Annotated in this window: 17 protein-coding genes; 4 read left to right on the top strand and 13 right to left on the bottom strand. The window is 65.0% G+C overall.

The window, feature by feature from the left end:
• Nucleotides 1-29: 29 nt before the first annotated feature.
• From pstS to AWC27_RS20490, 4 genes are read right to left on the bottom strand one after another with little or no spacing between them, the layout of a single operon-like run.
• Complete coding sequence (pstS, locus tag AWC27_RS20505; RefSeq protein ID WP_085672165.1) at nt 30-1,154, bottom strand: phosphate ABC transporter substrate-binding protein PstS; 1,125 nt, start codon at nt 1,152-1,154, stop codon at nt 30-32.
• Nucleotides 1,155-1,208: 54 nt separating this feature from the next.
• The gene (ku, locus tag AWC27_RS20500; protein ID WP_085672164.1) at nt 1,209-2,126 is read right to left on the bottom strand and encodes a non-homologous end joining protein Ku; all 918 of its coding nucleotides are present in this window, start codon (nt 2,124-2,126) and stop codon (nt 1,209-1,211) included.
• 56 nt (nt 2,127-2,182) lie between these two features.
• Nucleotides 2,183-2,404: a CsbD family protein gene (locus AWC27_RS20495; RefSeq protein ID WP_085672163.1), complete on the bottom strand. Its 222-nt coding sequence runs from the start codon at nt 2,402-2,404 to the stop codon at nt 2,183-2,185.
• A gap of 54 nt (nt 2,405-2,458) precedes the next feature.
• Nucleotides 2,459-3,382, bottom strand: coding sequence for a carbohydrate kinase family protein (locus AWC27_RS20490; protein WP_085672162.1), 924 nt, complete (start codon nt 3,380-3,382; stop codon nt 2,459-2,461).
• 22 nt (nt 3,383-3,404) lie between these two features.
• On the opposite strand from AWC27_RS20490, the gene AWC27_RS20485 reads away from it, so the two are divergent.
• From AWC27_RS20485 to AWC27_RS20475, 3 genes are read left to right on the top strand one after another with little or no spacing between them, the layout of a single operon-like run.
• Nucleotides 3,405-5,672: an ATP-dependent DNA ligase gene (locus AWC27_RS20485; RefSeq protein WP_085672187.1), complete on the top strand. Its 2,268-nt coding sequence runs from the start codon at nt 3,405-3,407 to the stop codon at nt 5,670-5,672.
• On the top strand, nt 5,669-7,612 hold the full coding sequence (locus AWC27_RS20480) for a fumarylacetoacetate hydrolase family protein (protein ID WP_085672161.1): 1,944 nt from the start codon (nt 5,669-5,671) through the stop codon (nt 7,610-7,612). Before AWC27_RS20485 ends, AWC27_RS20480 begins: the two co-directional genes overlap by 4 nt.
• A gap of 56 nt (nt 7,613-7,668) precedes the next feature.
• Nucleotides 7,669-9,294 carry a PE family protein gene (locus tag AWC27_RS20475; protein WP_085672160.1) on the top strand — a complete coding sequence of 542 codons (1,626 nt, stop codon included), beginning with the start codon at nt 7,669-7,671 and terminating at the stop codon, nt 9,292-9,294.
• A gap of 31 nt (nt 9,295-9,325) precedes the next feature.
• On the opposite strand, the gene AWC27_RS20470 is transcribed toward AWC27_RS20475, so the two are convergent.
• Nucleotides 9,326-10,690 carry an HNH endonuclease signature motif containing protein gene (locus tag AWC27_RS20470; protein WP_085672159.1) on the bottom strand — a complete coding sequence of 455 codons (1,365 nt, stop codon included), beginning with the start codon at nt 10,688-10,690 and terminating at the stop codon, nt 9,326-9,328.
• 57 nt (nt 10,691-10,747) lie between these two features.
• Here AWC27_RS20470 and AWC27_RS20465 point away from each other — a divergent pair, with 57 nt between their 5' ends.
• Nucleotides 10,748-11,554: an enoyl-CoA hydratase/isomerase family protein gene (locus tag AWC27_RS20465; RefSeq protein WP_085672158.1), complete on the top strand. Its 807-nt coding sequence runs from the start codon at nt 10,748-10,750 to the stop codon at nt 11,552-11,554.
• 3 nt (nt 11,555-11,557) lie between these two features.
• Here AWC27_RS20465 and AWC27_RS20460 read toward each other — a convergent pair whose 3' ends face one another.
• The 8 genes from AWC27_RS20460 to AWC27_RS20425 are packed head-to-tail and all read right to left on the bottom strand — an operon-like array spanning nt 11,558 to nt 20,796.
• Nucleotides 11,558-12,763 (bottom strand): cytochrome P450, encoded by a 1,206-nt coding sequence (locus AWC27_RS20460; protein WP_085672157.1) that lies wholly within the window; start codon nt 12,761-12,763, stop codon nt 11,558-11,560.
• Nucleotides 12,764-13,891 carry a flavodoxin-dependent (E)-4-hydroxy-3-methylbut-2-enyl-diphosphate synthase gene (gene ispG / locus AWC27_RS20455; protein ID WP_139837121.1) on the bottom strand — a complete coding sequence of 376 codons (1,128 nt, stop codon included), beginning with the start codon at nt 13,889-13,891 and terminating at the stop codon, nt 12,764-12,766.
• Nucleotides 13,888-15,681, bottom strand: a complete 1,794-nt coding sequence (locus AWC27_RS20450; RefSeq protein WP_085672156.1) for a 1-deoxy-D-xylulose-5-phosphate synthase — start codon at nt 15,679-15,681, stop codon at nt 13,888-13,890. The genes ispG and AWC27_RS20450 overlap by 4 nt, the downstream gene beginning before the upstream one ends.
• Nucleotides 15,678-16,625, bottom strand: coding sequence for a 4-hydroxy-3-methylbut-2-enyl diphosphate reductase (gene ispH, locus AWC27_RS20445; RefSeq protein ID WP_085672155.1), 948 nt, complete (start codon nt 16,623-16,625; stop codon nt 15,678-15,680). Before ispH ends, AWC27_RS20450 begins: the two co-directional genes overlap by 4 nt.
• A complete protein-coding gene (locus tag AWC27_RS20440) occupies nt 16,622-17,638 on the bottom strand; it encodes a hypothetical protein (protein WP_085672185.1) in 1,017 nt (338 codons plus the stop codon). The genes ispH and AWC27_RS20440 overlap by 4 nt, the downstream gene beginning before the upstream one ends.
• Before the next feature lie 38 nt (nt 17,639-17,676).
• The gene (locus AWC27_RS20435; RefSeq protein ID WP_245847342.1) at nt 17,677-18,429 is read right to left on the bottom strand and encodes a hypothetical protein; all 753 of its coding nucleotides are present in this window, start codon (nt 18,427-18,429) and stop codon (nt 17,677-17,679) included.
• A complete protein-coding gene (locus tag AWC27_RS20430) occupies nt 18,429-19,415 on the bottom strand; it encodes a terpene synthase family protein (RefSeq protein ID WP_245847339.1) in 987 nt (328 codons plus the stop codon). Before AWC27_RS20430 ends, AWC27_RS20435 begins: the two co-directional genes overlap by 1 nt.
• Nucleotides 19,408-20,796, bottom strand: a complete 1,389-nt coding sequence (locus AWC27_RS20425) for a cytochrome P450 (RefSeq protein ID WP_085672153.1) — start codon at nt 20,794-20,796, stop codon at nt 19,408-19,410. Before AWC27_RS20425 ends, AWC27_RS20430 begins: the two co-directional genes overlap by 8 nt.
• Between the last annotated feature and the right edge of the window lie 3 nt (nt 20,797-20,799).

Below are 20,799 nucleotides of genomic sequence, written 5' to 3'. Positions count from 1 at the left end.
GCCAAGGGTTGCCGGTCCGCGGCACCCGCTTACGCAATACTGTTCACCACCGGAACTAATTTCGATTGAAACGTGGACGGCAGCGGAATGTATCCATACTCGTCCAAACCGATTTGGCCCTCGCCAATTGTGGCCTGCATAAAGGCTTTTACCGCGGTGCCGGTCGGGGCGTCCGGATACTTCGAGCAGACGATCTCATAGGTCACCAGCACGATTGGATACGCCCCGACCAGCGTCGGCCGGTAGAACGACGACGTATCGACCACCAGGTCATTGCCCTCGCCGCGGAAGGTGGCTCCGGCGATCGTCTTACCCACGGTTTCGGCGGTGATCGTTACCGGATTCGGCCCGGCCGAGGTGATGATCTGCGCCATGTTCAGCTGATGGCCGACGGCGAAGGACCATTCGTTGTAGGTGATCGAGCCGTCCGTTCGCTTCAGCGCCTGCGAGGTACCGTCGTTTCCGCTGGCGCCCTCCCCGACGCCGCCGTTGAAGGTCTGGCCGGTGCCTTTGCCCCACGCGCCGTTGGATGCGGCGTCCAGATACTTCTGGAAGTTGTCGGTGGTACCGGATTTATCGCTGCGGAAGACGACGTGAATCTGGGTGCCCGGCAGATTGACGCTCGGGTTGAGGCCCTTGATCGCCGGATCGTCCCACCTGGTGATGGCGCCGTTGAAGATCTTCGCCGTGGTGGGCCCGTCCAAACTGAGCGAACTCACTCCATTGATGTTGTAGGTGACCGCGATCGGGCCGAACACCACCGGAAGGTCCCAGGCCGGCGATCCGCACCGCTGCGCCGCCTTGTCGGGTTCGCCCTTGGCCGGATCCATGGGTGAGTCGGAACCCGCCAGATCGGTCTGACCGTCGAGGAACAACTTCATCCCGGCGCCGGAACCGTTGGCGTTGTAGTCCAGCGTGTAGCCAGGGCAGGCCCGGATGTAGGCGTAGACGAACTGCTCCATCGCGTTCTTCTGGGCCGTCGAGCCCGCAGCCAGAATCTTCTTCTTGCCGCCGCAGTTGACGGGCACCGCTGGAGCGCTGGACCCCGATGAGGATGCCGCGTTGTTCGAATGCCCACCGCATCCCGACAGCACCAGAGCGGTAACGATGATCAGGCCCATGCCAAATCGAGCGCCAGATCGAGTGAACTTCACGCAAATCTCCTCTTGAAGACTCGGGTTCGGCAGCACGATGAGCTTACGCCCGCGTCAAGACTTTGACGCTGCTTTGGGTCGTGCCTTCTTCGCCGGCGCCTTCTTGGGCGCAGCCTTTTTGGCCGTCGACTTTGTCGCCGTTGATTTAGCCGGGGCCTTCTTGGCCGGCGCCTTTCCGTCACCCGAGCGCGCCTTCACGCTGGCCTCCAGCTTGGCGAGCAGGTCCGACACGTCCTCGGTCTCGTCGAGCTCTTTCGGCTGCTCCTCGACGGTAAACGCCTCTCCGCCTTCGAGTTTGGCGTCGACCAGCTCCTGCAACTGTTCCTGGTAGGTGTCGTGGTAGCGATCCGGGTTGAACTCGTCGGCCATCGACTCGACTACCTGGCCGGCCATCTTGAGCTCTGCCGGTTTGATGTCGACCTTCTTGTCCAGCACGGGGAAATCGGGGTCACGGATCTCGTCGGGCCACAGCAGGGTGTGCACCACCATCACGTCGCGCTTGCCGAAGTCCTTGACGCGCAACGCCGCCAGCCGGGTCTTGTTGCGCAGCGTGAAGTGCACGATCGCCATCCGGTCCGTCTCGGCGAGCGTCTTGGCAAGTAGCACATAGGATTTGGACGATTTTGAGTCGGGCTCCAGGAAATAGCTGCGGTCGAACATCATTGGGTCGACGTCGCTGGCCGGCACGAACTCCAGCACTTCGATCTCGCGGCTGCGTTCTTCGGGCAACGTGGCGATGTCCTCGTCGGTGATCACCACCGACTGGCCGTCGTCGGATTCGAAGGCCCGGGCGATGTCACCGTATTCGACGACCTCGCCACACACCTCGCAGACGCGCTTGTAGCGGATTCGCCCGTTGTCCTTGGCATGGACCTGATGGAACTTGATGTCGTGGTCCTCGGTGGCGCTGTACACCTTGACCGGGACGTTCACGAGCCCGAATGCGATCGAACCCTTCCAGATGGAGCGCATATACCAGTATGCCCACAGCAATGGGCCGGTAAGCAGCTAGCAGGCCTGGGGTGTCGCTACCGCCAACGCCGAGAACCCGTGGCCGGGCGCGATGTGCGCCGTCCCCGTGGCCGGAAGGCGTCTTTGATCTTCTCGCCGGCATCCTTCAGGTCGGCTCGGCGCTGGTCGCTTCGGCCTTCGGTTTCCAGCCTGCGGTTGCGCGTGGCTCGCCCGACGGCTTGTTTGGCCATCCCGCCAACTTTGTCGAATTTATTCCTGATCTTGTCCGCACCAGACATGGGAGTCGGGTACCCACCAGGGCCGCCGGGATAACCCTCAGGCCGCGGAATCGGCTACTGTGCCGCGGCGTCGAGGGCGGCGCGATCGGGCAGGTCGGCACCGGGGCGTGCGACCGTCAGCGCCGCGCACAGGCTGGCCACTTCGAGCGCGCGCCCCAGCGCATCGAGTCCGATCCGGTGCAGATCAGCGCGCCGGTCGGCGCCCAGCAAGCCCAGTTCCCAGAGCGTGTCGAGCAGGCCCACCAGGAAGGCGTCGCCGGCCCCGACGGTGTCGGCCACCCTCACCGAACGGGCGTCAGCGCGGGTCTGGCCTGCCGCGCAGAATGCCACCGCGCCGCGGGCGCCTATGGTCAGCGCCACGATCGCGGGTCCGGACGCCAACCAGGTCTGGGCGGTGTGTTCCGGGTCGTGCTGAGGATTGAGCCAGCGCAAGTCCTCGTCGCTGGCCTTGACGACGTCGCTGCGTTCGACGAGGCGCTCGATGCGCTCGCGCGCCTGATCCCGGTCGACGATCAGTGACGGCCGCACGTTGGGGTCCAGCGTCACCGTGGCCGACACGCGATAGGCATCCAGCAGCGCCACCACCGCCAAGCATCCCGGTTCGCGTACCGCAGCGATGGATCCGGTGTGCACGAAGAGCGGCGGCCTGACGGGTGGGGTGCCGGACAGCTGCCAATCGAGGTCGAACTCGTAGCGCGCCGACCCGTCCGGCGCGATCTTGGCCACCGCGGTGGGCGTGCGCGCAGCCCCGATGCTTCCCGGAACAAGTTGTGCGCCAGACTCTTTGACGTAACGGACGATGCTTTTTCCGGGTCCGTCGTCGGCGATATGGGTGAGAAAATCGATGTCGCGGCCCAGCCTGGCCAGCCCGACGGCGACATTCAGCGGGCTGCCGCCCACATGCTCGCTGATATTGCGGTCTTTGGCGCCCTCGACGATGTCGATCAGCGCTTCGCCGATCACCATCCCGCGCGCCATGCCGACAGGTTACGTTGACAACATGGGCTCGGCGGCAGCGCGGCGGGTGAAGCTCACCAACGCCGACAAGGTGCTTTACCCCGCGAGCGGCACTACCAAGGCAGACGTCTTCGATTACTACACCCGTATCGCCGAGGTGATGGTGCCGCACATCGCGCGCCGTCCGGCAACGCGCAAGCGCTGGCCCAACGGCGTCGAGGAGGCCTCGTTCTTTGAGAAGCAGCTGGCGTCGTCGGCGCCGGACTGGCTGCCGCGAGCCAGCATCACCCACCGCTCCGGCACCACCACCTACCCGATCATCGACGACGACGACGGGCTGGCCTGGATCGCGCAGCAGGCGGCGCTGGAGGTGCACGTGCCGCAGTGGCGGTTCGTCGCGCAGTGGACGCGCCGCAAGGCCGAAGAGTTCAAGCCCGGCCCGGCAACACGATTGGTGTTCGACCTCGACCCGGGTGAGGGTGTGACCATGGCGCAGCTGGCCCAGGTGGCCCGCGCGGTTCGTGACCTGATGACCGATATCGGGCTGACCACATTTCCGCTCACCAGCGGTAGCAATGGGCTGCATCTCTACGCCCCGCTGGCCGAACCGGTGAGCAGCTCCGGTGCCACCGTGCTGGCCAAACGCGTTGCGCAGCAACTGGAAAAGACGATGCCAAAGCTGGTCACGTCGACCATGACCAAGAGCCTGCGGGCGGGCAAGGTGTTCTTGGACTGGAGCCAGAACAACGGGGCGAAGACCACCATTGCGCCGTATTCACTGCGCGGACGCGAGTTTCCGACGGTTGCCGCGCCGCGCACCTGGGCCGAGCTCGACGACAAGAAGCTGGGTCAGCTGCGCTACGACGAGGTGCTGGCCCGGGTGGCCCGCGATGGCGACCTGCTCGCGCCGCTGGATGCCGACCTGCCCAGCCGGGACCGGTTGACCAAGTACCGCAGCATGCGCGACGCGGCGAAGACCCCGGAGCCGGTGCCGAGCTCGAAACCCGCGGCAGGGCAGAATAATACGTTTGTCATTCAGGAGCATCACGCCCGCCGGCTGCACTACGACTTCCGGCTGGAACGAGACGGGGTGCTGGTGTCGTGGGCGGTGCCGAAGAACCTCCCCGAAACCCCATCGGTGAACCATTTGGCGGTACACACCGAGGACCATCCGCTGGAATACGGCTCGTTCGAGGGCACCATCCCCAAGGGCGAATACGGCGCCGGCAAGGTCATCATCTGGGACTCCGGCACCTACGAGGCCGAGAAGTTCCTCGATGATGAAGTGATCGTGAATCTGCACGGCAATCGGATCTCCGGGCGGTATGCGCTGATTCAGACCGATGGCAATCAGTGGCTGGCGCACCGGACCAAGGATCAGAAGGTCTTCGACTTCGACGCGCTTACGCCCATGTTCGCCAGCCACGGTTCGGTGGCGGGTTTGACCGCGGGCCAATGGGCCTTCGAGGGTAAGTGGGACGGCTACCGGCTGCTGGTCGACGCCGACCACGGCAGGCTGCGGTTGCGTTCCCGCAGCGGCCGCGACGTCACCGGGGAGTATCCCCAATTGAAGGCGCTGGCCGCAGATCTCGCCGATCACCACGTGGTCATCGACGGCGAAGTGGTCGCACTCGACCAGTCCGGCGTGCCCAGCTTCAACGAGATGCAGAATCGGGTCCGCGCCACCCGCATCGAATTCTGGGCGTTCGACCTGCTCTACCTGGACGGCCGCTCGTTGTTGCGGGCCAAGTATCAAGACCGGCGCAAGCTACTGGAAACCCTGGCCAGCACTGGCGGTCTCATCGTTCCGGACCTGTTGCCCGGCAATGGTGCACAGGCGCTGGAGTACTCGGGCAAGCGCGGCTGGGAAGGTGTGGTCGCCAAGAAGCGCGACTCCACATATCAGCCCGGACGCCGTTCGGCGTCGTGGATCAAGGACAAGCATTGGAACACTCAGGAAGTGGTCATCGGCGGCTGGCGAGCCGGTGAGGGCGGGCGCAGCAGCGGCATCGGTGCGCTGCTGATGGGCATTCCCGGCCCGGATGGACTGCAGTTCGTCGGCCGGGTCGGTACCGGCTTCACCGAACGCGACCTGGCCAATCTCAAGAAGACCCTGGCGCCGCTGCACACCGATGAATCACCGTTCGACGCAAAGCTTTCCACCCGCGACGCCAAAGGTGTGACGTACGTCGAGCCGACGTTGGTGGGGGAGGTGCGCTACAGCGAATGGACGCCGGACAACCGGCTGCGGCAAGTGAGCTGGCGCGGACTGCGGCCGGACAAGAACCCTAGTGAGGTGGTACGGGAATGAAGTGGGTGACATATCGAAGCGACGCCGGCGAACGCACCGGTGTGCTCTCCCGCGACGGCGGCTCGATCCATGGGGTGCCCGCCGGAGTGACGCTGCTCGAGCTGATCGGGCGCGGCGCCGACGGGCTGCGCGCGGCCGGTGAGGAAGCCCTGCGTGCACCGGCCGAGGTGATCAGCCTGCAGGACGCGACTCTGGCGGCGCCCATACCGCGGCCGCCGTCGATACGGGACTCGCTGTGTTTTCTGGACCACATGCGCAACTGCCAGGAAGCGACCGGCGGCGGCCGGATACTGGCGGACACCTGGTATCGCATCCCGGCGTTCTACTTCGCGTGCCCGGCAACCGTGCTCGGCCCTTATGACGACGCTCCGATGGCGCCCGGAAGTGCTTGGCAGGACTTCGAATTGGAGATCGCTGCCGTCATCGGTACGCCAGGCAAAAACCTCTCGGTGGAACAGGCGCAAAGCTCGATCATCGGCTACACGATTTTCAACGACTGGTCGGCACGGGACCTGCAGATGCTGGAAGGGCAGCTGCGGATTGGGCAAGCCAAGGGCAAGGACAGCGGCGTCACGCTGGGCCCGTACCTGGTGACCCCCGACGAACTGGCGCCCTACCTGCGCGACGGCAGGCTGACCCTGTCGGTGACCGCGCTGGTCAACAACACCGTGATCGGCTCCGGATCGACGGGGCAGATGGACTGGACCTTCGGCGAAGTCATCTCCTACGCCTCGCGCGGGGTGCCGCTGCACCCCGGCGACGTGTTCGGCTCCGGCACGGTGCCTACCTGCACGTTGGTCGAGCATCTCAGGGAGCCCGAGTCCTTCCCGGGCTGGCTGCGCGACGGCGACGTGGTGACGTTGCGGGTCGAGGGGCTGGGCGAAACGCGCCAGACGGTTCGGGCCAGCGCCCCGCCCGTGCCGTTGGCGGTGCGGCCCAATCCAGATGCCGCGCCGGCCCGGCCCCGGGTCAATCCGGCGAAGTCCAAGGTCCCGTACACCCGCGGGCTGCACGAGGTGGCCGAGCGGGTCTGGGCGTGGACGCTGCCGGACGGCGGATACGGTTGGAGCAACGCCGGTCTGGTGGCCGGCGACGGCGCGTCGCTGCTGGTGGACACCCTGTTCGACCTCGCGCTCACCCGCGAGATGCTGGCCGCGATGCGGCCCATCACCGAGCGCGCACCCATCGCCGATGCCCTGATCACCCACTCCAATGGCGACCACACCCACGGCAATCAACTGCTGGATCCCTCGGTGCGCATCATCGCCGCCGCGGGTACCGCGCAGGAGATCGAACACGGCCACGGCCCCGAGATGCTCGCACGCATCCAGACCGCCGATCTGGGGCCCGTCGCGACCCGGTATGCGCGAGATCGCTTCGGGCACTTCGACTTCAGTGGTATTACTGTGCGCAATGCCGATGAGACCTTCGACCGCGAGCTGACCATCGACGTCGGCGGCCGACAGGTGAATCTGCTCAACCTCGGCCCCGCGCACACCGCCGCCGACTCGGTGGTGCATGTACCCGACGCCGGCGTGCTGTTCGGCGGGGACCTGTTGTTCATCGGTTGCACGCCGATCGTCTGGGCCGGCCCGATCGCCAACTGGATCGCGGCCTGCGACGCGATGATTGCCCTCGATGCGCCCACGGTGGTTCCCGGCCACGGTCCGGTTACCGACCCCGACGGAATACGTGCCGTGCGTGGCTATCTCGTGCACGTGAGCGAACAAGCCGAAGCCGCCTTCCGTAACGGGCTGTCGTTCGAAGAGGCGGTCGATACCGTCGACCTCGGCGAGTATGCGTCTTGGCTGGATTCCGAACGCGTCGTCGTCAACATTTATCAGCGCTATCGCGAACTGGATCCGAACACCCCGACGCCGGAGCTGTATGGGCTGATGGTGATGCAGGCCGAGTGGCTGGCCAAACGCGAAACGGCCTAAATACCGGCATGCCCAAATACCGACATGACGGGTGAGAGCGATCTACGCTGTCGCCGATGACAAACATGCTCGCGCAACCCGCGGCGATGGCGGCCGCCGCCGCGGATATTGCTGGGCTGGGTTCGGCGATCAGCGAAGCCAATGCGGCCGCGGCGACGCGGACTACCGGTGTGCTGGCGGCAGCCGCCGACGAGGTGTCGGCGGCGACCGCGATGCTCTTCAACGACTTAGGCCAGGAATACCAGGCGGTCACCCGGCTGATCGAGGGCTATCAACGCGACTTCGTCGCTGCCCTGGGGGGTGCCGCTAATGCGTACGCGGGCACCGAGGCCACTAGCGCGGGCGCGCTCGCCGCGGCGGCCACACCGCCGTTCACCTTTCCGGCCAACTACGCATCGGTGTTCATCTCCGGCAGCGGCAACGGCATGCCCAGCCCGGACTACATAACGACCGTTCTGGCCAACTACATCAAGCCCGCCTTCCCCGGCGGACTGCTGAGCAACGCGTTCGCGATGTTCACCCCGGCCGGGCTTTACCCGTTGACCGGCACCACGGTCCTGACACTCAACGAGTCGGTGGCCCAAGGCCTGCAGATCCTGGACACGACGCTGTTCGGGACGGCGGCCGGCCAGCATGGGCTGATCACTCCCGGCGGTAATCCCGTTGTCGTGCATGGGATTTCACAGGGTGCCATCATCGCATCGCTGGAAATGCAAAAGCTGTTGAACATGCACAGCCCGCTGACCGACCAGCAACTCGGTTTCCAGCTCCTGGGCGACCCGATGAATCCCAATGGCGGCCTCTTCGCGCGCTTCCCAGGCCTGAGCTTTCCCAGCCTGGGGCAGACGTTCTACGGCGCGACGCCGTCGAACACCGTGTGGCCGACCACCATCTACACCCTGGAATACGACGGCATCTCCGACTGGCCGCAGTATCCGATCAACGTGCTGGCCGACCTCAACGCCTTCGCCGGGTTCTATTACGCGCATCCGTTGTATCCGAGCCTGAATCCGGCGGCGCTGCCCACCGGCTACGAGCTGAAGATGCTGCAACCGTCGCAGGGTTATACGGGCAACACCACCTACTACATGATCACCAACCCGAATCTGCCGCTGGTTCAGCCGTTGCGGTCAATTCCGTTGCTGGGCAACGCAATGGCAGATCTGATCGAACCGGATTTGCGGGTATTGGTGAACCTCGGCTACGGCGATCTGGCACACGGCTACTCGACCGGGCCGCCCGATGTACCTACCCCGTTCGGCGTCTTTCCCTCCGTCGATCCCCAAGCCCTGCTGGGCCACCTGGCTACCGGCACGCAGCAGGGCGTCACCGCTTTCGGAAACGACTTGGCGGGCCTGACCCTCTCCGACGTCGCGGACGTCTTCAAGTGGAATCCGGTGTCGGCGATCAGTGGTGTGCTACCGGCCAACTTCACCGACGCCTTCGCCAAGGTGCAGCCGACGGTGAACATCGCGACCGCCCTGCTGACCGCGGTCCCTGCCTACGACGCCCACCTGTTCCTGGACGGGGTCCAGCAGATGATCAACGGCGCCCCGGTCGAAGGCCTGGTCAATGCGATCGGCCGGCCGATCGCCGCCACTGTCGGCTTGTCCACGCTGCTGGCCGGTTACGAACTGTTCGTTCTCACCGGCGCCTGGTACCCGCCGCCGACGCCTTTGTGACGTTGGCGGTGACGACTCAATGCACTACCCGTCAAACGGGTTCGTCGTCGTCCCCGTCGCAGAGGAGCTTCTCCGGGTGATGGTAAAGATTAGTTCGCGGCTGTCCGCGATCTAGGTGTGCCGGCGGTATCCATTGGGTCTCGCCTTTGCCGTTCTTTCGGGTGGTCCATCCTTTCTCGGCCAGTGGGTGATGCCCGCCGCAGGCGAAGGTGAGCTGGTCGATGTCGGTGCTCTGGATCGCCGCCCACGGCGCCACGTGGTGGACTTCGCAGTAGTACCCCTTCACGTCGCAGCCCGGTGCCGAACAGCCACGTTCCTTGGCGTACAAGACAATTCGCTGTGCTGGTGAGGCCAGACGCTTCGTGTGGTACAGCGTCAGCGGCTTGCCCTCGTCGAAGATCGCCAGATAGTGGTTTGCCTGGCGGCCCAGGCGGATCACGTCGGACATGGGCAGGATGGTGCCGCCGCCGGTGAGGCCGCGCCCGGCCGCAGCCTCTAAGTCCTGGAGTGTGGTGGTGACGATGATCGAGGCCGGTAAGCCGTTGTGCTGACCCAGCTCCCCGGACATCAATAGCGCCCGTAGCCCGGCGAGCAACCCGTCATGGAAACGCTGGGGTTTGGACCGTAGGTCCCGGCGCGCCGCTTCTGCGGAGGGCTGGTCATCGACCACTGGGGCTTCGTCGTCGCGGTTACACATCCCCGGTGCGGCCAGTTTGGCTTCGACGGCTTCCAGGGTGGCCCGCAGCTCGGGATCCACATAGCCGCTCAGGCGCGACATGCCGTCGTGTTCCTGCTTGCCCAAACTCAGGCCGCGTTTGCGGGCGCGGTCCTCGTCGGTGTAGTTGCCGTCGGGGTTAAGCCAATCCATCAGCTGTTTCGCCAGTCCGGCCAGATCGTCGGGGCGCCGGCTGGCGCCCAGCTGGGCCAGCTGGGTTTCGGCGGCCGTGCGGGTACCCAGGTCGATTGCGGCGGGCAGCGCGCGCAGGAAGTCGCGGATCACCTTGACATGCCCGTCGCCGATCAGGCCGTCGCGCTGGGCTTCGGCGGTCGCGGTCAACTGCGGCGACAGCGGCTCACCCGTCATAGCGCGGCGCTCACCCAGATCCGCGGCCTCGGCGATGCGCCGGCCGGCCTCGGCGGGGGTGATGTGCAACCGGTCGGCCAGCGCGCAGCGCAGCCGGCCCCCGAGTTCTTCGTCAGACGACTGCTCGCCGATCTGATTTATCAACGCGTGCTCAGGAACGCGCAGCCGCCGCGCCAGCCGCTCCAATCGTTCGAGGAAGGCCATCCGCTCCGGCGTGGTCAGCACGTCAAACGTCAACCCGCACAAGCGATCCTCGTCATAGTCGAGCGCGTCGAAGACCTCGACGATCTCCTCACGCGTACTCGAACCCATGCCCGAATACTATGAGCAGCCACCGACAAACCCTGCTCGCCGGTAACGTGCGGGGATATGTCAGCAGTTGAATTGCAAGCTCTGGACAACGACATCGCCTGCGTCACGCTGAATCGGCCCCGGGTGTTGAACGCCATCGACGGATCACTGATCAACGCGATGGACGAAGCGCTGGACACGCTCAGTAAAGGCGACTTCCGGGTGGCGATCCTCACCGGAGCCGGACGCGGCTTCTGCGCCGGCGCCGATTTGAGCGGCACCGGTGAGCCCTGGACGGCAACCAGGGAAACCGCCCCGGCGTTCAAGACCAGCTACGACGCCCAGGTCCGACTGGCCGAACAATACCTGCGGCTCTACGAGTTGCCCATCCCGGTGATCGCCGCGGTCAACGGGGTGGCCGTCGGCGGTGGGCTGGCGTTCGCACTGCACTGCGACATCCGGATCGCCTCCGAGCAAGCCCGGTTCGGCTCAGTGTTCATCAAGGCCGGCTTCTCCTCGATGGACATGGGCACCAGCTACCTGCTACCCAAGATCGTCGGCGCCGGGGTGGCCCGCGAACTGATGCTCACCGGACGCATCATCGACGCCGCCGAGGCCTACCGCATCAAGCTGGTACACGAGGTGGTGGCGCCGGACGACCTCATGACGGCGGCGCTGGCCAAGGCCCGCGAGATCGCCGCGAACAATGCTTTTGGCGTGTGGCAGACCAAGATTGGGCTCAATGCCGCCCTGGACGCGCCCAGTTTGCGCCATGCCATCGAGATCGAGAATCGCACCCAGATACTCACCGGCTTCACCAACAATCCGGCCGAAGCCGCACGGGCACACCGGGAGAAGAGGGCTCCGAAGTGGGATCGACTGTAGCGCCTAGCCGCCGACCAGCGCGTTGATGCTGATGTGAAGCTGCTGCACGGTGCGCACCGACACGTTGTCGTAGACGAGCCCATCCGTGTCGACCGTGTAGTCGGGGATGCGGGCCAGGAATTCCTCGAGGGCTACCCGCAATTCGAGCCGGGCCAGGTGCGATCCCAGACAGCGGTGCACGCCGCTGCCGAACGCGAGGTGGTGGAATCGGCCGCGGTCGAAGTCCACCCGCAGGGGGTCGGGATACGCGGTGGGGTCGACGTTGGCGGCGGCCCAGCTGACGTGGATCGCTTCGCCGGCCCGGATCGTCAGTCCGTCACCGAGATCGATGTCGGCGGTGGCGTAGCGGATGCTGCTGGGCGCCGGCGATTCGTAACGCATCAGTTCTTCGATCGCCCTCGGGATCGAGGCCGGTTCCTCGGCCAGGCGACGTCGCTCGTATGGGTGTTGGCCCAGCCAGGCCAACAAACATGACATGGACGCGGTGACCGTGTCCAGGCCGGCGAACATCAGCAGATAAATGATGTTGAGCAGTTCGGCGTCGCTGAGCGGTTGATCGTCGATCCGCGCGCGCAGCAACACCGAGAGAACATCGTCTCCTACCGCGCCGTCGGCACGCCGCTGGCCCAAGAAGCCGGCGAAGTAGTCGAAGAGCGCCGCCCCGGCGCTGGCCTGGCTGGCCCGGATCTGCTCGCGTGTGTTCCCCTGCGGATGCAGCACACCGTCTTTGAATCCGATGAAGAACTCGAGGTCCTCAGCCGGTGCGCCGAGAAATTCCAGAAAAGTCAAACACGGCAACGGAATACAGTAGGCCTCATACAGCTCGGCGGCGGGTTCGCCGGCAAAGCCCTCGACCAGTTCCGCGGCGCGCTTGCGTACCAAGCCCTCCAGCCGTGTCATCTGTTTGGGCGCAAACAGCGGATCCAGTAGCCGTCGCCACTTCTTGTGGTCCTCGCCGTCGATCTCCAACGGAATCAGCGGATTGTCGTTGCCGAAGTTCCCGCCCCGACCGCCGGCGCCCAGCACCGCTGGGTGACGGTTGACCCGGACCAGGTCATCGCGACGGTACAGCGTGATCACGCCCGGCTGGACGCGTTCGGCCCGCACCTCTTTGGCCTTCTCGTGGTACACGGATTGCGGGCCGGCCATGTTCTTTACCGCCAACGTCAACGGCGCCAACCGGGTAACGAACCGCTCGCTGTCTTCCATTCACACCTCACTCGTAGCGGTTCGCTCCTCGGCGATTCGCAACGCCTCGGCGATCAGCGTCTGCACAATCTGTGACTCGGGCACGGTCTTGATCACCTCGCCGTTGACGAAGATCTGTCCCTTGCCGTTGCCGGAGGCCACGCCCAGGTCCGCCTCGCGCGCCTCACCCGGACCGTTGACGACACAGCCCATTACCGCGACCCGCAACGGAATCCCCAGCCCGTCCAGGCCGGCGCTGACCTCATCGGCCAAGGTGTAGACGTCGACCTGGGCGCGTCCACAAGCCGGGCACGACACGATCTCCAGCGATCGCGGTGCCAGATTGAGCGATTCGAGGATCTGGTTGCCGACCTTGACCTCTTCGATCGGTGGGGCCGACAGCGACACCCGGATGGTGTCGCCGATGCCCCGGGATAGCAAGGCGCCGAACGCGACTGCTGACTTGATGGTGCCCTGGAACGCGGGCCCGGCCTCGGTGACGCCCAGGTGCAGCGGATAGTCACACTGCGCTGCCAGCAGCTCGTACGCGGCCACCATGATCACCGGGTCATGGTGCTTCACGCTGATCTTGATATCGCCGAAGCCGTGCTGTTCGAACAACGACGCCTCCCACAGCGCGCTTTCCACCAGCGCCTCGGGGGTGGCTGTGTTGTACTTCTGGATGAATCGCCGGTCCAGCGAACCGGCGTTGACGCCGATGCGGATCGGGATGCCGGCATCACCCGCGGCCATGGCGACTTCTTTCACCCGGCCATCGAATTCTTTTATGTTGCCCGGGTTTACCCGCACCGCGGCGCAACCGGCGTCGATCGCGGCGAAGATGTACTTCGGCTGGAAATGGATGTCGGCGATGACGGGGATCTGACTGCGCTTGGCGATCTCCGGTAAGGCATCGGCGTCTTCTTGGCGCGGGCACGCCACCCGGACGATGTCGCAGCCGGCGGCTGTCAGTTCGGCGATCTGCTGCAGCGTGGCGTCCACGTCGTGGGTCTTGGTCGTCGTCATTGATTGCACCGCAACGGGATAGGCACTGCCGATGCCCACGTTGCCGACCATCAGCTGACGAGTCTCCCGTCGCGCGGCCAATGTGGCAGCGGGCGCAGTGGGCATCCCAAGGCCGATGGTCACGGTGAATCCAGTTGTAGGCGCATGAGACACGTTGCGCTGATAGCGGGTCCAGACAAGCCGCACTCGCTAAGGATCTGGTTGCGCCCGGCGTGTGCGATGTAGTCGCGCGGCAGGCCCAGGCTGTGGATACGGGTACGCGCAGACATGTTTCCGATGTGGTGGTTGAGGCGTGTCCCGATTCCCGCATCGGCAACTCCGTCCTCCACACATATGGCGGCGCGGTGTTGGCCGGCAAGCTCGGTGAGTGCGGGGTTGAGCGGCCACACCCAACCCGGGTCGACAACCGTCACGCCGACTCCGGCCTCGTTGAGGCACTCAGCGGCGTCAATGCAGGGGCGCGCCATGGCACCCACCGCGATCAGCAACACATCGCGCTCGGATGTCCCGTTGCCGTAGAGCACGTCTATCCCGCCAACGTGGTCGATCGCGGGAATATCCTTGCCTGGCGGTCCTTTTGGGTAGCGCAGCGCGTTTGGCGCGGTGTCTGCCAATGCCGCGGCAAGTTGCTGGCGTAGTCGCGCCGCGTCGCGCGGGCATGCGATACGTAATCCGGGCACATTGGTCAGCAGCGCCAGATCCCACATGCCGTGATGGCTGGCGCCATCCGGGCCGGTGATGCCCGCTCTGTCGAGGACCAGCGTGACGGGCAGGCGATGCAGTCCGACGTCGAACAGCAACTGGTCGAAGGCTCGGTGCAGGAACGTCGAATACAGTGCGACGACCGGGTGTGCCCCCGCGCTTGCCAGGCCCGCGGCACATGCCAATAGATGTTGCTCGGCGATGCCCGAGTCGAATACCCGGTCGGGATATTTGCGCGATAGTGCGCCAAGGCCGGCGGGCAGGCGCATCGCCGCGGTCATCCCGACGACCTCGGGTCGTTCGTCGGCGATGCGGACCAGTTCTTCCCCGAACACTTCGGTCCAGCTTGGCGGACTGGCTGTAGTCGGCCGGCCGGTGGCCACATCGATCACCCCGCACGCATGCATGCGGTCGTCCTCGTCCGCCTCGGCCGGCGGATACCCGCGCCCCTTGGCGGTGACGGCATGGACGACGACCGGTTTGTCGAGCGTGGCTGCTCGCCGCAATGCCGAGCACGTCGATGCGATGTCATGTCCGTCGACTGGGCCGATATAAGAAAAACCCAATACCTCGAACAGATTCGGGCCTGCGCTGACACCACTGCGCAGCGCCGCCAGGTGCGTGGCGATGGCGCCCGTGGTGGGATCGTAGGAGCGGCCGTTGTCATTGAGCACGATGATTGCGGCGCGTGCGGCACCGCCCAGGTTGTTCAGGCCCTCCCAGGCGACCCCACCGGTCAGGGCCCCGTCACCGATGACACCCACCACATGGCGATCACGACGCCCCTGCAGGGCCAGTGCTTTGGCGATGCCGTCGACCCACGCCAAACTCACTGACGCATGCGAGTTTTCGACCCAGTCGTGGGCTGATTCGCTGCGGTTGGGATATCCCGATAACCCGCCGGACTGGCGCAGCGCCGCGAACTGCTCGCTGCGGCCGGTGAGGAGCTTATGCGGGTAAGTCTGGTGCCCGGTATCGAACACCACGATATCGCGCGGTGAACAGAACACCCGGTGCAAAGCGATGGTCAACTCGACGGTACCCAGCCCGGCGCCGAGGTGGCCCCCGGTGCTGGTCACCGTTTCGATCATGCGCCGACGAATCTGGTTGGCCAACAGGGGCAATTGGTCATCGGCCAGAGCCTGGACATCCTGCGGGTCCCGGATGGCGGAAAGTAGGTCAGTTTGATCGGCGTGCAACGCGAGGGTCACGACATGCGCACCTTTCGCGGCAGGGCGAAGCGCACCGATTCCGTTGTAACCGGGTCGTCGATCACAGTGATCGGACCGCGCGAACGCAGCGTCTCGACTACCTGCTCAACCAGTCGCGCGGGGGCCGAGGCGCCGGCGGTGATGCCGATCGTTGCCGACGAGTCCAACCAGCCGGGGTCGATGTCGTCGGGGCCGTCGATGAGGTATGCCGGAGTGCCGCGGCGCCGCGCGAGTTCGACCAGCCGTTGCGAGTTCGAGGAGTTCTGCGACCCGACCACCAAGAGGACATCGCATTGCCGCACAATGGCTTCCACCGCCTGTTGCCGATTGGTTGTCGCGTAACAGATGTCCTCCGAGGGTGGTTCGCTGAGCCCGGGAAATCGTTTGCGCAGGGCGTCAACGATGTCTGTGGTTTCATCGAGCGCCAGCGTCGTCTGGGTCAGGTAAGAAACTTGGGCGTCTTCGGGAAGGTCCAGTGCCGCAACATCGTCGGCGCTTTGCACCAATAGGGTTGAGTCCGGAGCAACGCCCAGGGTGCCGTCAACCTCTTCGTGTCCGGCGTGCCCGATCAACAGCACGGTGTCGCCGCGTTCGGCAAACCGGGCGGCTTCCGCATGAACCTTGGTGACCAGTGGACAGGTCGCGTCGACCACGTCCAGTCCGCGCCGCTTGGCGGCGGCGCCCACCGCCGGGGAGACGCCATGAGCGGAGAAGACCACGACGGCGCCGGGTGCGGGCGGATCTGGAATCTCATCGAGCTCATCGACGAAAATCGCGCCGCGCTCGCGTAATTCGGCGACGACGGTCCGGTTATGCACGATCTGCTTGCGCACGTATACCGGTCCGCTGGCACGGTCGAGTACCCGCTCGACCGTCTCTATCGCCCGCTGCACACCAGCGCAGAACGAGCGTGGTGACGCCAACAGGACCGTGGTTTCGGTCATCGAGACTCCTGTTGCACCAACGCCTTCAAGCACATGGCAGTGGTTACCGCGCGGCTTCCCCAGATCCGGGCGTGGTTGTCGAGTAGTGGGATGGCTTCCCAGGAGCCGTCCGGAAATTGGGTGTGCCGAAGCAGGGCGGCGTCTTCGGCGTCGGGTGTGCAGTCAGCATTGGTCATCGCCAGCATCGCCAGGGCTCGATTGAGCGGATCGGACGCCGGCGCCTGCCGGAGAAAGCGCACGGCACGGTCTATCGCCGATTGGTAGCCGCCCGCGGCAACCAGCTGGCGCACCACGACATACGTGCTGTAAGAGGTCCCCACGTACCATGCCGCACGCCAAAAGCCCATCGGTTGTTGCTGAATCGTCAGCCACTTGGTGGCGAGTTCCAGCAAGGGTGTCAACGCCGAGTCGCCCACTTCGTCTTGATAGAGCGTTGCCCCATACAGGAGGTTGGCCACCACTTCCGCATCACGGCCGCTGTCGTCGCGCCCACGCCCCCATATCTTGTTGACCAGAACCTTGTCCTCCGGATCGGTTGCGAAGAAGGTGCTTATCGGACCGTCTTCCCACGCATTGAGTGCTGCTAATTGGAAAGCGCCGGTGAGTATTTCAGGCGTCGCGCGCCCCGCTCGAACAAGTACCTGCGTTATCTGGCCAAGGCTGTCGGCGTCGTAGGGCAGTGGCTCAAAGCCCGGAAAGTAGCGCCACGATATTTCGTCCCGGCAGTTCAGTAGATAGTCGACATTGTCGTCGACCATCCGCCGGCATTCCGAATACCCCGCTTCGACGGCATCTTGCAGGGCGTCGGTGATCATCGCCACGTGATACGCCTTGTTTTCGCAGGCGAATGTGGAGAACTTGCGCACTTGTTCTTCGGTGAGGTCGAGATGACCCGCGGCCAGTTCGACGAACTTCGCGGTCGAGTACGCACCCATCTTGTGTACGGCGTTCGGATAGCCGATGGCGTGCTGCTCGGCCAAATACGTTATCGCTCTCCGGATATGTGTTGTCACTGCACTCTCCACGGCGTCGGTAGCGAACTGGCTACGCATCAGCTGCTGGCCGCTGCCTGGTTGCTTGCCGACGCCGCGCTGGCCGCGACGGCGGCGGCGGAGCGGCCCGCGGCGGTGAGACGCAACATGGCGATACCGGTAATCGGAAGCCACAGGTAGAGCACAAAATACGGAATCAGGCTGATCAGGCCCATGGGGGCGGCCGGCCCGGCATCGGCCAGCAAGAACAACGGGCCGACAGCGAGGGGCAGAGCCGCCCAGGTCGTGCCGATCGCCAGCCACCTGGGGAAGGCAGCGCTGCGACGCATCGCCATGCCCGCAGAGAAGAGCATGACCGCCGCGCTGAGCAGAACGCCAAGGTAGCCCGAGGTAACCAGGAAGTCGCAGGCGAACCGGGTCAGCTGCGGTGAAAAGCCTCGTAGGCCGGCAGTCCAGTAAATGCCGTTGCCGGTCAGCAGCGCCATCGTTGCCACAGCTGCTGACGGGACGATCAGGTCGCTGTACAGCGATGGTCTGGTGTCGGTGAGCACCGCCCGTTTCACCCCGGCGACAGCCCATAGCAGTAGCACGAACCCAGCACTCGTCAAGAAGATCTGCACGGCGATTGCGGATTGCTGGCCCGCGAAGTAGTCGACGATCCGCTCGTCGGTCCAGCCCCAATTCGGGTACGGCTCCAGCGGGGTGCCAGTCAGGAAGTTCACCACGATTCCCGGGATGACGGCCAGAATGCCTGCCCACCCCGCGGCGCGGATATCCCGTGCCTCTATCGCGTCCCGGATGCCGATCATCATCACTGGTCTCCAATCGTGAGGGTTTGACCTGTCAACTTGCCGATTCCATAGCGTGGGGACTTATGCCACTCGATGGAGTCGGCGTACCAGCGTTCCTCTCGGTCGAGAAGCGCTGTGACGGCGGCTAATTCGTCCGGCGTGCCAATGCCGATCCGGGGAAGCTGCTCCTTAAGGCGAAGGTAGGCAAGGGTTTCCCGCTTGATGAGCTCCCCGACCTCGTCAACGGCTTGCTGTAGGACACACCCGAGGTCTTTCTGCAAGACGAGGGCGAGATTCATGGGGGAGCGCTCGCGCAGTTCTTTTGCCAGCGACAGCAGGTCATTGCTCCACAGCACACAATTGAGCAGCATCATGCGGAGTTGCCGGACTGCGGGATGATCCAGCCGGCGGGCAGCCGCAGGCATCCCGAACAGCAACGGATGCAGCTCTAGCAATGGGACGGCCATGGAACTTTGCCGACGCAACTCCGGGTACACCGCCAGCGACGGGACACTTCCGGTTTGCAGGTGATCGAGCTCCCACATCCGCGCCTGCATGGCGCTTTCGAAGGCAATCCGGAAGCCTTCGACAGCAGCCTGACCGCCCGCGTCGGTGAGGAACCGCTGCACCGGACGAAGGAGCTGAGCGAGCTGGCGGGCGTGGGGATCCTCGCTGTCCGCTCCTGGTGTATAACGTTGCCCGTAGCCGTCTTTGGGCTCCGACCACTCGTCCAGAACGGAGAAGACGACGAAGTACCAGCTGACGGCTTGCAAGCCGGCCGCGGTCGCGTCGGGGTAAAGGCGTCCGGCGTAGTCCACCAGATGTATGCCCGAGACGGCTCGCTGCACCAAAGTGCTTCCGTTGCGGTGCAGGGCTGCCGTTATCGCCTCTTCGACTTCGGTTGCAGCCGGGTGGCGGGAGTGCGCGAAGGCTGCGGGAAACGGGCAATGGAATTCGGGCAGAGCGAAATCCGCCATAAGGGTCGTCAGCGCCTCGGAGTCAGCCAATTTCCCGGCTCGCCTGAGTCATTTTGGGCTGTTCGAGAATTCGGTCAACCGTACGAGCAGTGGCGCGCAGGCGGAGTCCGTGTGGCCGCAATGACGCTTCGGCGACGGGGCGGACGCGCGTGCCGCCAACGGGCTCCATCCGCCAGTTGGCGGCAATGGTAGCCAGCGCGAGCACCGCCTCGGTGTTGCCGAACTGGTCGCCCATGCACCTGCGCGCCCCGCCACCGAAGGGGATGAAGGCATCGCGGCGGATGGCCTTGGCTCGCTCGGGAAGCCAGCGATCGGGGTCGAAGCGTTCCGGTTCGGGGTAGAGGTCAGGTCGATGGTGGATCAGGTATGGGCTGAACATGACCGTCGCCCCGGCCGGGACGCGGTGGTCACCAAGCTGAGTATCGGTGGTGACCAGTCGGCTGATGATCCACCCCGGCGGATACAGCCGCAGAGTCTCGGTGATGATGCGGTTGACCAACCCGAGGTGGGGCAGGTCGCCGTAGGTGGCGGCCCGGCCGGCCAGTACCGCATCGACCTCGGTGTGCAAGCGGTGTTCGATGGCCGGATGCTCGGAGAGTAAATGCAGGGCCCACGCGATGGTAAGTGCGGTGGTCTCGGTGCCCGCAACGAAGAAGGACACCACCTGGTCGACGAGTTCCGCATCAGTCAAGGCGCCATTGCCGTTATCGACATCGCGCGCGGTCAGCATTGCTGACAACAGGTCACCATGATCACCGCCTTGGGCACGGCGGCCGGCGATTGCCGAACCGACGGCATCACGCAGCCGGCTGCGGGCACGTTGATAGCGACGGTTGCCGGGGGTGGGCAGCCGATCCAGCGGCGGCGGCGTCAGCATCCGCCAGTACAGCACCTCAAAGATCGCGGCGACATCGTCGAGTGCGCCGCGCAATACCGGGCCTGGCAGGCTATCGGAAAACATTGTGGCGAGCAGGGTTTGGCTGGTGATTGTCATCATCTCGGCGGTCACGTCGATGACCTGGCCGTCGCGCCAGCGGGTTACGACCGCATCTACCTGGGTGACCATGGTTTCTGCGTAGCCAGGCAGCCGCTGCGAGTGAAAGGCCGGTTGCAATAGGCGGCGCTGTCGGCGATGCAGGCTGCGCGGGCAGGTGCCGATACCGTCGCCGAGCAGCTCGCGAAACCTGTCGAAGAAGAGGCCGCCTTTGTCGAAAGTACGGTCATCGCACAGGACATCATGGGTGAGTTCGGCGGTGCACGGGACTATGGCAGCGATCGGGCCGAGCCGGATCCGCACCACGTCTCCCAGAGCGGGCAGCGAGGACAAGAACGACAACGGGTTACGCAGCAACGGCAAGGTATGGCCGAGTAGCGGCATCGCACGCGGCGCAGTGGGAATCGGCCCAGTCATTGC

It is taken from the genome of Mycobacterium szulgai (genome assembly GCF_002116635.1).
Lineage (GTDB): Bacteria > Actinomycetota > Actinomycetes > Mycobacteriales > Mycobacteriaceae > Mycobacterium > Mycobacterium szulgai.
The sequence above is the reverse complement of the archived record's forward strand: the minus strand, read 5'-3'. Positions and strand labels throughout refer to the sequence as shown.